This window comes from Cobetia sp. BMC6 (genome assembly GCF_029991385.1).
Classification (GTDB): domain Bacteria; phylum Pseudomonadota; class Gammaproteobacteria; order Pseudomonadales; family Halomonadaceae; genus Cobetia.
The window spans coordinates 207,546-222,727 of the sequence record NZ_JAKUMF010000004.1; the positions used below are offsets into that span (position 1 = coordinate 207,546).

Annotated in this window: 10 protein-coding genes; 6 read left to right on the forward strand and 4 right to left on the reverse strand. The window is 62.0% G+C overall.

Features of this window, described 5'->3' with window-relative positions; genetic code table 11:
- Nucleotides 1–44: 44 nt before the first annotated feature.
- The 4 genes from gyrB to dnaA all read right to left on the reverse strand — a co-directional run bounded on the left by gyrB (nt 45) and on the right by dnaA (nt 6,479).
- A complete protein-coding gene (gene gyrB, locus MKZ40_RS10455; protein ID WP_175088926.1) occupies nt 45–2,462 on the reverse strand; it encodes a DNA topoisomerase (ATP-hydrolyzing) subunit B in 2,418 nt (805 codons plus the stop codon).
- Between the two features lie 19 nt (nt 2,463–2,481).
- Nucleotides 2,482–3,567, reverse strand: coding sequence for a DNA replication/repair protein RecF (gene recF / locus MKZ40_RS10460; RefSeq protein WP_153636738.1), 1,086 nt, complete (start codon nt 3,565–3,567; stop codon nt 2,482–2,484).
- Between the two features lie 175 nt (nt 3,568–3,742).
- On the reverse strand, nt 3,743–4,846 hold the full coding sequence (gene dnaN, locus MKZ40_RS10465; protein WP_175088925.1) for a DNA polymerase III subunit beta: 1,104 nt from the start codon (nt 4,844–4,846) through the stop codon (nt 3,743–3,745).
- Between the two features lie 145 nt (nt 4,847–4,991).
- Nucleotides 4,992–6,479, reverse strand: coding sequence for a chromosomal replication initiator protein DnaA (gene dnaA, locus MKZ40_RS10470; protein WP_175088924.1), 1,488 nt, complete (start codon nt 6,477–6,479; stop codon nt 4,992–4,994).
- Nucleotides 6,480–7,364: 885 nt separating this feature from the next.
- Here dnaA and rpmH point away from each other — a divergent pair.
- The 6 genes from rpmH (at nt 7,365) to MKZ40_RS10500 (ending at nt 15,177) form a co-directional block, all read left to right on the forward strand.
- Complete coding sequence (gene rpmH / locus MKZ40_RS10475) at nt 7,365–7,499, forward strand: 50S ribosomal protein L34 (RefSeq protein WP_043331656.1); 135 nt, start codon at nt 7,365–7,367, stop codon at nt 7,497–7,499.
- Nucleotides 7,500–7,510: 11 nt separating this feature from the next.
- On the forward strand, nt 7,511–7,900 hold the full coding sequence (rnpA, locus tag MKZ40_RS10480; RefSeq protein ID WP_175088923.1) for a ribonuclease P protein component: 390 nt from the start codon (nt 7,511–7,513) through the stop codon (nt 7,898–7,900).
- A gap of 119 nt (nt 7,901–8,019) precedes the next feature.
- The gene (gene yidC, locus MKZ40_RS10485; protein ID WP_175088922.1) at nt 8,020–9,684 is read left to right on the forward strand and encodes a membrane protein insertase YidC; all 1,665 of its coding nucleotides are present in this window, start codon (nt 8,020–8,022) and stop codon (nt 9,682–9,684) included.
- Nucleotides 9,685–9,894: 210 nt separating this feature from the next.
- Nucleotides 9,895–11,313 carry a tRNA uridine-5-carboxymethylaminomethyl(34) synthesis GTPase MnmE gene (gene mnmE, locus MKZ40_RS10490; RefSeq protein WP_175088921.1) on the forward strand — a complete coding sequence of 473 codons (1,419 nt, stop codon included), beginning with the start codon at nt 9,895–9,897 and terminating at the stop codon, nt 11,311–11,313.
- A gap of 154 nt (nt 11,314–11,467) precedes the next feature.
- Nucleotides 11,468–13,363, forward strand: coding sequence for an ABC transporter transmembrane domain-containing protein (locus tag MKZ40_RS10495; protein WP_175088920.1), 1,896 nt, complete (start codon nt 11,468–11,470; stop codon nt 13,361–13,363).
- Nucleotides 13,360–15,177, forward strand: a complete 1,818-nt coding sequence (locus MKZ40_RS10500) for an ABC transporter transmembrane domain-containing protein (RefSeq protein ID WP_254627023.1) — start codon at nt 13,360–13,362, stop codon at nt 15,175–15,177. Before MKZ40_RS10495 ends, MKZ40_RS10500 begins: the two co-directional genes overlap by 4 nt.
- Nucleotides 15,178–15,182 lie beyond the last annotated feature (5 nt).

Sequence of the window (15,182 nt, forward strand, 5' to 3'; positions counted from 1 at the left end):
GGCTTGACTTGGCAAGACATCCGCCAAGCGCTAGCTCAACGCCATCATACGTCGAGGTTGGCCACCAGCGCGAAGCGCTCGATGAAGTCACGGCGCGGTTCGACTTCGTCACCCATCAGGGTGTTGAACATCTGATCGGCACCGATCGCATCCTCGACGGTCACACGCAGCATGCGACGGGACTCCGGATCCATGGTGGTTTCCCACAGCTGATCCGGGTTCATCTCGCCCAGCCCCTTGTAGCGCTGGATACTGAAGCCACGTGCCGCTTCCTTCATCAGCCAGTCGAGGGCTTCGTAGAAGGTAACGACTTCCTTCTTGCGCTCACCGCGCGAGACGTAGCTGCCAGCTTCCAGCAGGCCTTCCAGCATGCTGCCCAGCTCACTCATCTCGCGGTAATCGGCGGACTTGAAGAAATCGACATCCCACAGGTAATCACTGCTGACACCATGTGCCGTCAGCGTCACTGCTGGGAGATAGAGATTGCGCTCGCCGTCGTGGCTGAGAGTGAAGCTGTAGTGCGGGCCACCCTCATAGGCGATCAGGTCATCCATTTCCTTCTGGAGACCGTCGATCCAGCCTTGCGCCTGAGACTGGTCCGCGAGTGCGGCCTCATCCAGATGCGGAGCATGCACGATCTTGCGCAGCACGGCAGATGGATAGACACGCGCCAGACGATCGATGCGCTTCATCACGCCACGATACTGGTTGACCAGTGCTTCCAGCTGAGCGCCCGCGATGCCCGGGGCATCGGCGTTGACGTGCAGCTTGCCGCCGTCCAGCGCTGTGGCGGTCAGATAGTCCTGCAGCGCCTGCTCGTCCTTCAGATACTGCTCATGCTTGCCACGCTTGATCTTGTAGAGCGGCGGCTGGGCAATGAAGATATGACCGCGCTCGATCAGTTCCGGCATCTGGCGGAAGAAGAAGGTCAGCAGCAGCGTACGGATGTGCGAACCATCGACGTCGGCATCCGTCATGATGATAACGGAGTGATAGCGCAGCTTGTCAGGGTTGAACTCTTCACGACCGATACCGCACCCCAGCGCGGTGATCAGCGTGCCGACCTCGGCAGACGACAGCATCTTGTCGAAGCGCGCCTTCTCGACGTTGAGGATCTTGCCCTTCAGCGGCAGGATCGCCTGAGTACGACGATCACGGCCCTGCTTGGCGGAACCACCGGCGGAATCACCCTCGACCAGATACAGTTCGGAGAGGCTCGGGTCCTTCTCCTGACAGTCAGCCAGCTTGCCCGGCAGGCCTGCGATATCCAGGGCCCCCTTGCGTCGCGTCATGTCACGCGCCTTGCGGGCGGCTTCACGTGCGCGAGCCGCATCCAGCATCTTGTTGACGATGGCCTTGGCTTCGTTGGGCTTCTCGATCAGGTACTCGGAGAACAACCGGCCCATCTCCTGCTCGACCGCTGTCTTGACCTCGGAAGAGACCAGTTTGTCCTTGGTCTGCGAGGAGAACTTCGGGTCCGGCACCTTGACCGAGATGATCGCAGTCAAACCTTCACGGGCATCATCCCCGGTCGTACCGACCTTGGATTTCTTGAGCAGACCTTCCGCCTCGATATAGCTGTTGAGCGTACGCGTCAGTGCCGCACGGAAGCCGGCCAGGTGAGTCCCGCCATCACGCTGAGGAATATTGTTGGTGTAGCAGAAGATATTCTCGGCGAAGCCTTCATTCCACTGCATCGCCACTTCGACGGCAATGCCATCCTCACGCTCCATCTCGAAATGGAACACCGGATTCAAGGGCGCCTTGTTGGTGTTGATATGGTCAACAAACGCCTTGAGGCCACCTTCGTAATGGAACAGCTCTTCCTTGCCGCTGCGCTCATCAATCAAACGGATGGCGACACCGGAATTCAGGAAGGACAGCTCGCGCAGGCGCTTGGCCAGCACCTCGTAGTGGAATTCGATATTGGCAAAGGTCAGCGGCGAAGGCTTGAAGCGTACCAGGGTACCAGTCTTCTCGGTCTGGCCCACGATGCCCAGCGGCGACTGCGGCTCGCCATGGCGATAGATCTGCTCGTGGACATTGCCTTGACGCCAGATGGTCAGCTTGAGCTCTTCGGATAGCGCGTTGACGACCGAGACACCCACACCGTGCAGACCGCCGGAGACCTTGTAGGAGTTGTCATCGAACTTACCGCCTGCGTGCAGCACGGTCATGATGACTTCCGCTGCGCTGACGCCTTCCTCTTCATGGATCTCGGTCGGCACACCACGACCGTTGTCGCTGACGGAAACTGACTCGTCGGCATGAATAACGACCCGGACTTCGCTACAGTGACCGGCCAGCGCCTCGTCGATGGAGTTATCCACCAGCTCGAACACCATATGATGCAGCCCCGTGCCGTCATCGGTATCACCGATATACATGCCGGGGCGCTTGCGTACGGCATCCAGGCCCTTGAGGACCTTGATGCTTGATGAGTCGTAAGCCTGTTCGCTCATTGGCTTCTCCGTCGTGAAATCATTCCGTGTGCAGTCGCCCGTGTTCCACGTGAAACATCCTGACATCAGTGTTCGGCAACCATACCCGATCCAATGTTTCGGGTTCGACGCAGGTCACGAAGACCTGGCACTCGAGGCCTGCCAACAGCTGGCAGAACAGACGGCGATGCTCGCCATCCAGTTCCGCCGGCAGATCGTCGATCAGGTAGACACAGGTACGTCCGTTCATTTCTTCAAGCAAGCGACCCTGAGCCAGCTTGAGAGCGCTGACCACCAGCTTCTGCTGGCCGCGAGACAACACCTCGACTGCAGGGCGTCGCCCCAGGCGAATACGCAGGTCGGCGCGTTGTGGGCCGGTCTGGGTAAAGCCCATATGGCTATCACTGTCGCGCCCTGCTGCCAGCACGTCGCCCAGAGGGCGTTTGGCATCCCAACCGCGCTGATAGCGCAGAGTCAGCTCGGGTAAATCAATCAGCTCGGCAAGCGTGGCTTGAAACAAAGGCGCCAGCGCCTGCATATATTCCATGCGCAGGGCATCAAGACGCTCGCTCCAGTGAGCAAACTCTCGATCCCAGACGTTAAGTGCCTGAACGTCCATCTTACCATGCCTGAGCAGTGCGTTCCGATGTTTGAGCGCCCGACGCACGCGGCGCCAGACGTCGAAGAAGTCGTGTTTCACGTGAAACACACCCCAGTCGAGGAACTCACGTCGGGCAGAGGGCGAACCTTCCAGCAAACGGAAGGCATCAGGGTTGATCAGCTGCAATGGCAAGGCCTGAGCCAGCTGGGCGACTCGCTCGACCTTCTCGCCATCCAGCCGCATCTCCAGCCCATCTGCGGCCTGATCGCGCCTTACCCCCAAGGGGCGCGGCGGATCGCCTGCCAGGCGGCCAAACAGCGTCATTCCCGCCGTGTCATGCGCAATGGCATGCTTGAGCTTGTGCGTGCGAAAAGAGCGCGCCAGCCCCAGCACATGGATACCTTCCAGCAGGCTCGACTTGCCACTGCCATTGGCACCACTGACCAGATTCACTCCTTTTCCTGGCGCCATATCGACTGTCGCCAGGTTACGCAGATTCTGGAATTGGAGTCGTTCAAGCGCCATGACGGCCTCATTCGATAGAGAGAAAGAGCCATGGCCGCCTTCGGGGCTCAAATACGACAACACCCGCCATTCAGGAGTGAAAATGGCGGGTGTTGTCGAGGCTCATTCTGCGATTGCGTGCATCAACTGCACCGCAATTACGATTCAAGTTTCTGATTTTCTTACAATTACGATATTACAGACGCATCGGCATCACTACGTAACGTGCATCACCTCCGCCCGGCTCTTCCAGCAGCGCTGAGCTGTTGGCATCGGAAAGCGTCAGCTGCACGCGATCGGCATCCAGCACTCCCAGCACATCGATCAGGTAACCGACATTGAAGCCGATCTCGAGGCCAGCCCCTTGATAATCAAGGGCAATATTCTCTTCGGCTTCTTCCTGCTCGGGGTTGTTGGCCAGCACGCGCAAGTTGCCTGCCTCCAGATAGAGGCGCACGCCACGGTACTTCTCATTGGAGAGGATCGCGGTGCGCGACAGTACCTGACGCAGCTCGGCACGCTCGGCCACGATGACCTTGTCACCGCCACGCGGGACAACGCGCTCGTAATCCGGGAACTTGCCGTCCACCAGCTTGGAGGTAAAGGTGAAGTCGCCGGTCTGGGCGCGCACGTGCGTCCCGCTGACCGTCAATGTCATCAGCTCGTTGCTGCCGTCGAGCAGGCGCGTCAGCTCGAGGATACCCTTGCGCGGAATGATCAGCTTCTGCGCTTCCGGCACGCTGATGTCAGCGGCCTGCTCGCAGACGGCCAGGCGGTGACCATCGGTCGCCACGGTACGCACCAGGTTGCTGGTCAGTTCCAGCAGCATGCCGTTGAGGTAATAACGGACATCCTGCTGCGCCATCGCGAAGGAGGTCGCGTCGATCAGATGCTTGAGGGTACCGCGCGGCAGGCTGACGGTGATATCGCCCTGACCATCATCGATGTTCGGGAACTCGGCCACCGGCAAGGTCGACAGGGTGAAGCGTGAGCGGCCGCTGCGCAGAATGGCACGCCCTTCTTCCAGCGCGAGAATGATCTCGCTGCCTTCGGGCAGTGACTTGCAGATATCCATCAGCTTGCGTGCCGGTACCGTCGCGGAACCCGGCTCATCGACACGGCTGGGCTCGACACGCCCGATCAGCTCGACCTCAAGGTCAGTCCCGGTCAGCGACAGCTGCTGATCGGACACCTCAAGCAGCACATTGGACAGCACAGGCAGTGTCTGGCGACGCTCGACGACACCCGCCACCAGGGACAGCGGGCGCAGCAGGGCTTCACGCGAAATGGAAAATTTCATGGAGACTCCACTCTCTGGAAACGGGGCAATGCTCGCTGACAGGCAGCGCGCACGCAAAAGAAATTCGGGGCCGCGACAGGCAAGCCCGGAGCACAGCAGGTCGATAGCGTGATTGTCGCCAACCCGACCTGCCGCTGCAATTCGATCAGCTGGTCAACAGACGCAGCAGGTTCTTGTAGTCCTCGCGGATATCGGCATTCTCTTCTCGCAGCGAGGCCACCTTGCGACAGGCATGCAGCACGGTGGTGTGGTCTCGTCCACCGAAGGCATCGCCGATTTCCGGCAGGCTGTGGTTGGTCAGCTCCTTGGCGAGCGCCATCGCGACCTGACGCGGTCGGGCGACGGAGCGCGAGCGACGCTTGGAGTGAAGATCGGAAATCTTGATCTTGTAGTACTCGGCCACGGTGCGCTGGATGTTGTCCACCCCCACCTGCTTGTCCTGCAGTGCCAGTAGATCCTTCAGGGATTCACGGATGAAGTCCTGATTGATCGCGCGCCCCATGAAGTGGGAGTCGGCGATGACCTTCTTCAAGGCACCTTCCAGCTCGCGAACGTTGGAGCGGATCTTCTGCGCGATGAAGAAGGCAGCATCGTGAGGCAGATCGACCTTGGCCTGATCGGCCTTCTTCATCAGGATCGCGACGCGCGTCTCGAGCTCCGGCGGCTCGATGGCCACTGTCAGCCCCCAGCCGAAGCGTGACTTGAGACGCTCCTCGACCCCATTGATCTCCTTCGGATAGCGGTCCGAGGTCAGAATCATCTGCTGCCCGCCCTCGAGCAACGCATTGAAGGTGTGGAAGAACTCCTCCTGGGAGCGCTCCTTGCCAGCGAAGAACTGGATGTCATCGATCAGCAGCGCATCCACCGAACGGTAGAAACGCTTGAAGTCATTGATGGCATTGAGCTGCAGCGCCTTGACCATGTCCGCCACGAAGCGCTCGGAGTGCAGGTAGACAACCTTGGCATTCTCGCCGCCCTGCTTGGCCAGATGATTGCCCACCGCGTGCATCAGGTGGGTCTTGCCCAGACCCACGCCGCCATACAGGAACAGCGGGTTGTAGGCGCCGCCGGGATTCTCGGAGACCTGGCGCGAAGCCGCGCGAGCCAGCTGGTTGGACTTGCCTTCGACAAAGGTTTCGAAGGTGAAGTTCGGATTCAGGCCACTGGAATGCTTGAGGCTACCTTCTACCTGCACCTGGCGCGTGTTGCGACGCGGTGCCTGTTCCTGGGCGCCATCGCCGGCCATCTCACGCTCTTCCGCAAAATTGCCTCGCGGTGGCGTATGCACGGAAGGGGCACGCGGGCTCGGCATCTGACCCGGCGCCGGCGCCTGGGCAGATACCGGCGACGCAGCCGCGCCTTCCGGACGCGGGTTCGAGACGGTCCGACGGCTACCGACGCTCAGCTCGACCTTGGGCGGCTTGCCCGGTGCCAGCTCACGCAGCAGCTCGTGGATTCGTTTGAGGTACTTGTCATTGACCCAATCACGCACGAAGCGGTTGGGGGCGAGCAGGCACAGCTCTCCGCTGTCGCCTTCCTCGGCCTGCAGGGGACGAACCCAGGTATTGAACTGCTGTGAATTCAGCTCGTCTTGCAGGGCGTCAAGACATTGTTGCCAAAGTGCGAGCGACACGCGACCTCACATCCAGTTGTCGAAGGGGCGGCCATTGTATAGGCCAAGCCACGAGTTATCCACACGACATCTGCCGCAAAAAGCACTGTGGACAACATCGGTATTCTTCAAGTATCCGCATCGGGACAAGCTGGGGAGCGTCCGAGCACAAGATTTCGACTGTGGACAAGACGACAGTTATACACATAGCCATACACAGGCTGAATGCAGGTTGCCCACTACTTATCGCCAGAGCTGTCCTATCGACATGCAATTGAGCAAGATACGAAAAAACAGGTTATCCACAGGAACTGCCCTCCTTTACAGTTATTGGTTATTCAGAATGACTTTCTAGTAGTAATGACAGTAGCCCCGCGATCTTCAAATCACGCGAGGTGCGAGGGGCTGTGATAGCGCCGGCAGAATTTCGGGTTATCCACTGCGACGTTTCGGCGCACTGACGCGCCAGCGGCGTGAGTGCACAACCGCTCTGCAGAAACGCGAGTCCTTGAGGCTCACGACCGAACACAGGACTTGCCCCTTCCCCCGCATCGCCATGGCGGGCGATGCCAATCACTCAGCCCCACTGAGCGCTGAAAAAGCGCTGATCGCTTGCCTGGCGAGCGGTGCCTGTTGGCTCAAGGACGCCGAAACGAATTTTTTTGTGCCCGAAGGCCTGTCTTGCGCATGATCCGCGTGAGACACGAAGCGCCATATGGCGGGCGACGTAGACGATATCTGTCGTCAAATGCCGCGAACGGGCTGTGGACAACTTCCAACGCGACATTGCAAGCCACTTGCAGATTCACTAGAATCCCTGCCCCTGACCAATCTGCCCTGTCCTCATGTGGATACAGGGCAACATTCGTTGACCTTTTCCAAACAACCACGTGGGAAGAAGCAGCTATGAAACGCACATTTCAGCCGAGCGTCCTGAAGCGCAAGCGCACACACGGTTTCCGTGCTCGTATGGCGACCAAAGGTGGCCGTGAGGTCATCCAGCGTCGTCGTGCGAAAGGCCGTAAGCGTCTGAGCGCCTGATCGAGGCCCGGATGTCCCGTCAGGGATTTCCCCGGCAGCTTCGCTTGCTGACTGCCGGGGATTACCGGCACGTCTTCGATCACACCACCCTCAAGGTACACGGCAAGGGGCTTCTGGCCCTGGCGTGTCCGAATGACCTGGGACATGCCCGCCTGGGGTTGGTGTTCAGCAAGAAGAACGTGCGCCGTGCCGTAGATCGCAACCGCCTCAAACGTCTGACGCGCGAATCCATTCGCCTCCGCCAGCAGCGCCTTCCGGCCGTCGACATCGTCGTACTGGCCAAACGAGGCGTGACCGAGCTGGACAACGAGACTCTGCATCGCCAGCTGGACGGCATGTGGGCTCGTCTGGAGAGGGACGCCAGACGCCAGAAAGCGGCCAAGTCAACGCCACCTGCCTGACGCGACACCTGCCCGGTGCGTCCGGCATGTGGCGTTTTTTTCGTTATACGCCCTACCGTTCGTGACCGGACTCATCTGACTCCCCGCCAGATTGATTCACCCTCCAACGGGTATACACCATGGACGTCAAACGATTACTCCTCGTGATTCCGCTTGCGGTTGTCGCCTATCTGATGGTGGTCCAGTGGAACAAGGACTACGACCAGCCGGCTGCGGAAACACAGGCTCCCCAGGTTGCCTCTCAGGCCGCCAATGCCACTGCGCAAGGCCTTGAAGCCCCGAGCAGCAGCACGACTGCCAATGGCGATACCGGCCTCTCCACGCCGGATAGCGCAGCAAGCACCCCGAGCAACAACCTGATTGAAGTCAAGACTGACGTGCTGGACCTGCGTATCGATCCGCAGGGCGGCGACGTGGTCTATGCAGCGCTGCTCGCGCACAAGCAGAACAATGCTTCCGAGTCGCCCTTCGTGCTGCTGTCCGACAATCAGTCACGCAGCTACGTGGCCAAGTCCGGCCTGCAGCTGGATGGCCACAAGGGCCGTATCGCCTTCTCTGCCGACAGCAACAGCTACACCCTTGCCGAGGGTGACGACAGCCTGCAAGTGGACCTGAAGGCCGACATCAATGGTGTTGCGGTCATCAAGCGCTTCACCGTCAGCCAGGACAGCTACCAGATCAAGGTCGACTACCTGCTGGACAACCAGACCCAGCAGCCGATCAATGCTCGCTTCATCGGCCAGCTGGCCCGTGACAACAGCGCGGACCCGACCAGCGGTGGCGGCATGGGCATGAAGTCCTATCTGGGGGCAGCGTTCTCTTCTGAAGAGAATCACTACCAGAAGGTCGATTTCGAAGACATCCAGGACGGCAGCTTCAAGAATGTCGACGTCCAGGGTGGCTGGGTCTCCATGATCCAGCACTACTTCGTGTCTGCCTGGGTGCCGGCTGACAACCAGAAGAACCTCTACTACGCCAACGTCGACAAGCAGAACCGCAATGTCGCCGCCTTCGCGAGCCCGACGACCCAGATCGCCGCGGGTCAGCAGGCTGAGCTCGGCGCGACCCTGTTCGTTGGCCCGAAGGATCAGGACCAGCTGGAAGCGACCGCTCCCTACCTGGAGCTGGTTGTCGACTTCGGCTGGCTGTGGTTCCTGGCCAACCCGCTGTTCTGGCTGCTGGAGCACATCCACGCGCTGGTCGGCAACTGGGGTGCCTCCATCATCCTGCTGACCGTTCTCGTCAAGGTCGTGCTGTTCCCGCTGTCCGCGACCGCGTACCGCTCGATGGCCAAGATGCGCAAGATGGGCCCCGAGATGCAGCGCATCAAGGAAAAGTACGGCAGCGACCGCCAGAAGGTCTCCCAGGAGATGATGAAGTTCTACCAGACGGAGAAGATCAATCCGCTGGGTGGCTGTCTGCCGATCTTGATCCAGATGCCGGTCTTCATCGCCCTGTACTGGATGCTGATGGAATCCGTCGAACTGCGCCACGCACCGTTCATGCTGTGGATCCAGGATCTGTCAGTGAAGGACCCGCTGTTCATCCTACCGATCATCATGGGCCTGACGATGTTCATTCAGCAGCAGCTGAACCCGACGCCTCCGGACCCCACTCAGGCGAAGATAATGAAGATGCTGCCGATCGTCTTCACCTTCTTCTTCCTGTGGTTCCCGGCGGGTCTGGTGCTGTACTGGATCGTCAACAACACACTGTCGATCGCTCAGCAGTACGTCATCACCCGTCAGATCGAGAATGCCGAGCCAACCAAGAAAGGCGCATGATGCCTTTCAGGTTCGCCTGACATGACTCACCCACGACCCTCGCCTCGGCGGGGGTCGTGGCGTTTCGGGGCTCTGATTCCGGCGGCTGTGCCGACACTCCCGCCGCAAGGCGCCTCCCCCATCACCCCGCTTGCTGTCACGGGCCTCCAGCCGCGACAATAGCGGCCATCTCCTTCATCTTCATTCCGGCTTCGCGCCCGAGGTTTGTGCATGTCTACCGCCTACCAGCCTGACTCCATCGCGGCCCTGGCCACTCCGCCCGGCCGTGGTGGCGTCGGCATCATCCGTGTCTCCGGCCCGGCCTGTCAGGCCATCGCCCAGGCCATGCTGGGCCAATGCCCGCCGGCACGCCGCGCCCACTATGGTCCCTTCATGGGGCTGGATACCCAGGGCAACCCCATCGCCCTCGATGAAGGCATCGCGCTCTACTTCCAGGGCCCGAATTCCTTCACCGGCGAGGACGTGCTGGAGCTGCAAGGGCACGGCGGCCCGGTGATCATGGACCTGCTGCTGGAGCGCTGCGTGCAGCTGGGCGCACGCCTGGCACGCCCCGGTGAATTCAGCGAGCGCGCCTTCCTCAACGACAAGCTGGATCTCGCCCAGGCCGAGGCCATCGCCGACCTGATCGACGCCAGCTCACGCGCAGCGGCCGAGAATGCGCTGCGCTCGCTCAAGGGCGAGTTCTCGACGCGCGTCAGCGCGCTGGTGCAGCGCCTGATCGAGCTGCGCATCTACGTCGAGGCCGCCATCGACTTCCCCGAAGAGGAAATCGACTTCCTGGCCGACGGCCATGTCGCGGCGCGCCTCAATGAGGTCAAGGCAGAGCTGGTGGGCGTGCGCGCCGCTGCCAACCAGGGCGCTCTGATGCGCGAGGGCATGACGGTGGTGATCGCCGGCCGCCCGAATGCCGGCAAGTCGAGCCTGCTCAATGCGCTGACCGAGCAGGACACCGCCATCGTCACCGACATCGAAGGCACCACCCGCGACGTGCTGCGTGAGCACATCCATCTCGACGGCATGCCGCTGCATATCATCGATACCGCCGGGCTGCGCGACACGCCGGACGCTGTCGAGCGCATCGGCGTGCAGCGCGCCTGGGACGAGATCGAGAAGGCGGACCGCGTCCTGCTGCTGGTCGATGCCGCGACTACCTCGGCGACGGACCCGATGGAGATCTGGCCGGAGTTCGTCGCGCGCCTGCCGGACCCGTCCCGCCTGACGCTGGTCCGCAACAAGATCGACACCAGCGGCGAGACGCCGGGGCTGACCGCCATCACCGCAACGCAGGATGGTGATGCCGAGCTGGCACGCCACCAGGCCAGCGTGGTGCGCATCTCGGCGCGCGACAATCAGGGCCTCGATGCGCTGCGTGATCACCTCAAGGACATCATGGGCTTCACCGGCACGGCAGAGGGTCGCTTCAGCGCCCGCCGCCGCCACCTGGATGCGCTGGAACGCGCTGGCGAGTCCCTCGACAACGGCGACGCCCAGCTGCATGGCGCCGGTGCCGGGGAGCTGCTGGCTGAAGACCTGCGCGCCGCCCAGATGGCGCTGTCCGAGATCACCGGCGAATTCTCCGCCGATGACCTGCTCGGAGAAATCTTCGGCAGCTTCTGCATCGGCAAGTGATTGCACCGAAGTGATCGCACCGAGCTGACTCCCGCCCGCAGGCGGACTCTCCTCTTGCCGACAGTGCTTGCGTCTGGCTGTCTCCCTCTCGTTATACTGCCTCTGCCGACCCCTCCGAGTGGCGGAGGCGGGCAGAGGCAGACGGGGAGCCGACATGGCGGGACGCGCGACATCGAACAGACCGCAGGATGCCCATCGCGAGTCCCGTGACTCCAGTGCCTCACCCCCGCCGGCCCCTGACGCCGAGCTGACTACCGGGCCTCTCCCCGAGGCCCCGTTGCGTCACCTGCTGCTCGACTTCTTCACCCGCCATTGGCCCCGCTATCTGCTGGCCATCGCGTTCCTGATCGGGGTCGCGGGGCTGAATCTGCTGTTGCCGTGGGCCATCGGCGCCACCATCGACGCGTTGCGTGACGGCAGCCTCGACCACGACGCCTTGCTGAACCGCCTGTTGTGGCTAGTAGGCGCGGGGCTCGCGCTCTATGCACTGCGCTATGCCTGGCGCGTGACGCTGTTCGGTACCGCCTATCAGCTGGGGACGGAGCAACGTGATGCCTTCCATGCCAAGCTGACGCGCCTGGCCCCCGGCTTCTACCAGCGCCATCGCACCGGAGACCTGATGGCGCACGCCAGTCAGGACATCGATGCCGTGGAGATGGCCGCCGCAGAAGGCGTGCTGTCCAGTGTCGATGGCGCCATGACCTTCGTGCTGGTGCTCGGCATCATGTTGATCGCCATCGATGTGCCGCTGACGCTGCTCGCGCTGTTGCCCTTCCCTTTCATGGCCTGGGCCTTCGCACGCATCTCGCGGCGGATCGGAGAGCGTTTCCGCGAATCGCTGGAGCGCTTCTCGGACCTGAATGACCAGACCCAGGAAGCCTTCGCCGGCATTCGCATGCTCAGAAGCCATGCCTTGCTGGAGGATGAAGGCGCAAGGTTCTCTCAGCGTGCCGCCGCCGCCGAAGCCGTCGATTATCGCGTCCAGAAGCTGGAGGCAGCCTTTGATCCGGTGGTGTTCATTGCGCTCTCGGCGGCGACGCTGATGACACTGAGCGTAGGTAGCTGGCGCTATCTGGATGACGCCATCACCCTGGGCCAACTGACCAGCTTCACGCTCTATCTGGCGCAGCTGATCTGGCCGATGTTCGCGCTTGGCTGGTGCCTGAATATCCTGCAGCGCGGCGCGGCAGCCGCACGGCGGCTGGCTACCTTCCACGCCGCACCAGAAGCCCTTGAGGATAGCGGCACTCTGGACGAGGTCAGTGACCATTCACTACGCCTTGAAATCAATGAATTCCACTACCCGGGCAGCCAACAACGTGCCTTGGGCCCCCTCTCCCTTCAGGTGGCGGCAGGGGGGAGTCTGGGGATCGTCGGCGCGACCGGCAGTGGCAAGTCCACCTTGCTGCGTCTGCTGTCGCGCAGCTGGCCTCTGACACCTGAGCAAGGGGTCCTGACGCTTGGCGGCAGAGAAGCGAGTAAGTACACACTATCTGTCTGGCGTCAGCAGTTCTCACTGGTCCCCCAGGACCCGTTTCTGTTTGCGCTCTCGGTGGCCGACAATGTCGCTCTCGCCTGCCCCGAGGCCTCTGACGAGCGAATTCGTGAGGCGCTGCGCGCAGCAGCCTTCGAGGAGGATCTGCGCCGCCTCCCCCAAGGGTTGGAAACGCTGGTGGGTGAGCGAGGCATCACACTCTCCGGCGGCCAGCGTCAGCGACTGGCATTGGCACGCAGCCTGCTCAGCGAGGCGCCTATCCTGCTGCTGGACGACATCCTCTCGGCGGTCGACCAGGTCACCGAACGCACTCTGCTGAAGACTCTGGCGCGTCTGCAGCAACCCGATCACCACGGCCTCAAGCGCACGCTGATCATCAATTCCCATCGCCTGTCTGCCGTACAGGCCTGCCAGCAGATTCTGGTGCTCGAGGACGGGTGCATCCTGGAACAGGGCGATCACGCCAGTCTGCTGGCCGCCCGCGGCGCCTACTGGCGCCTATGGCAGGCCCAGCAGGTCAACCGCGAAGACGATTCCAAGGCGGAGCGCTCATGAGCCAGGATGCCGCGACACGACCCGACACCCTCAGCGGCACTCGCCTGCTCAGCCGACGGCGGCTGACATTGCTCTGGCAACCGCTGGGCAGGCGCCGCGCAGAGATCCTGCGCGCGCTGTTGATCCTGATCGCGGCGACCGTACTGGATGTGCTTGGTCCGTGGCTGACCCAGCGCTATCTGGATGACTACCTGATTCCCGGCAACCTCGCTCCCGAGGCTCTGGCCGGATTGGTGGCCATCTACGTGATCACCCAGCTGGGCGCCGCCGCCGGGCGCTATTTCCAGCAGCTGCGCTTTGCCCGTCTGGCCCTCGCCAGCGTGCGCGATATCCGTGAGCGAGTCTTCACACACCTGCTGCATCAACCACTATCGACCCTCGACAATATCGCCGCCGGTGAATTGGTGGCCCGCGTGACCAACGACACCGAGTCGCTCAAGGAGCTGTATATCGGGGTGCTGGCGACACTGATCGGCAATGTGGTGCTGTTGATCGGCATCCTGTCGGCGATGGCCCTGATGGATGGCACCTTGGCGATGATCGCGACGGCGCTGGTACCGCTCTCCATCGGCATGATCTGGCTGTATCAGCGCTTCTCCGGGCGTGCTGCACGCGAGGTACGCCGCCTGCGCGCCTTGCAGAATGCCAGAATTGCCGAGGCGATCGGCGGCATGAGTGTGCTGCAGGCAAGCAACCAGACCGAACGCTTCAGTCAGCGCTACCATCACCTCAACGTCTCCCAGTATCAGGCGCGCATGCGCACGGTGCGTGTGTCGGGGCTGCTGTTGCGTTCGGCCATCGACCTGATGGCGATGCTGATCACGCTCTCGCTGGTCGCCGTGTTCGGGCTGCGCGAACTGGGCGGCGGTGCAGAACTGGGGGTGCTCTACGCGTTCATCGCCTGGTTGGGTCGCATCAGCGAGCCCCTGATCCAGATCACACAGCGACTGCAGGTCTTCCAGTCGGCGCTGGTGGCGACAGGCCGGCTGGAAGAGGTCCTGGACCGGCCGCGCGAGACGCCTGAGCCAGATAAGCGCGCCGCGAGGAAATCCACGCATGGGCACACGGACAACACCGTGATAGCGAGTGGTCACTATCAACTCGAGAATCTGACGTTCCGCCATCAGGGTGCGGAGGGCTCGGCCCTCAAAGGCCTGACGCTTGCCATCGAGAGCGGTGAGTTTCTCGGCGTGGTCGGCCCGACGGGCAGCGGCAAGTCCACCCTGCTCGATCTGCTCAGCGGGCAGCGCCCTGCCCCGGGGTCTCAGCTGCTGCTGGATGGTCGTCCGCTGATGGAGTGGTCGACTCGACAGCGCGCTACCGCGATAGCCGTCGTCCCGCAGGAGCCCTTCATCCGCGCCACGACACTGCGCGACAACCTGCTGCTGGGACGTGAGATCAGCCAGCATCACCTGTCACGGGTTCTGCACAAGGCGCATCTGGCGCCGCTGGTCGATAGTCTTCCGCTGGGGCTCGACACCTTGCTGGGCGAGCGCGGCCTGAGTCTTTCCACGGGTGAGCGCCAATTGCTGGCGCTCGGACGCGCACTGGTCACGACACCACGCGTGCTGTTGCTGGATGAGGCCACCGCCAGCATCGATAGCCATACCGAAGCCCTGTTGCAGCAGGCACTGCATGAGCTGCGTGGCGAAGTGACCTTGATCGTGGTGGCACACCGGCTTGCCACAGTGCGCGATGCAGACCGCCTGCTGGTGCTGGAACAGGGCCGCATCACCCAGCTGGGGCCCCATGATGCCCTGATGGCAGAATCCGGCCTCTATCGGCGGTTATGGCGAGAAGACATCGCGCACTGATCAGG

Bases quoted from the DNA above. Each gene is read 5' to 3' on its own strand.
- rnpA (WP_175088923.1), top strand. From the start codon at position 7,511: ATGTCCCGTCAGGGATTTCCCCGGCAGCTTCGCTTGCTGACTGCCGGG.
- dnaN (WP_175088925.1), bottom strand. From the start codon at position 4,846: ATGAAATTTTCCATTTCGCGTGAAGCCCTGCTGCGCCCGCTGTCCCTG.
- MKZ40_RS10495 (WP_175088920.1), top strand. From the start codon at position 11,468: ATGGCGGGACGCGCGACATCGAACAGACCGCAGGATGCCCATCGCGAG.
- MKZ40_RS10500 (WP_254627023.1), top strand. From the start codon at position 13,360: ATGAGCCAGGATGCCGCGACACGACCCGACACCCTCAGCGGCACTCGC.
- mnmE (WP_175088921.1), top strand. From the start codon at position 9,895: ATGTCTACCGCCTACCAGCCTGACTCCATCGCGGCCCTGGCCACTCCG.
- recF (WP_153636738.1), bottom strand. From the start codon at position 3,567: ATGGCGCTTGAACGACTCCAATTCCAGAATCTGCGTAACCTGGCGACA.
- yidC (WP_175088922.1), top strand. From the start codon at position 8,020: ATGGACGTCAAACGATTACTCCTCGTGATTCCGCTTGCGGTTGTCGCC.
- gyrB (WP_175088926.1), bottom strand. From the start codon at position 2,462: ATGAGCGAACAGGCTTACGACTCATCAAGCATCAAGGTCCTCAAGGGC.
- rpmH (WP_043331656.1), top strand. From the start codon at position 7,365: ATGAAACGCACATTTCAGCCGAGCGTCCTGAAGCGCAAGCGCACACAC.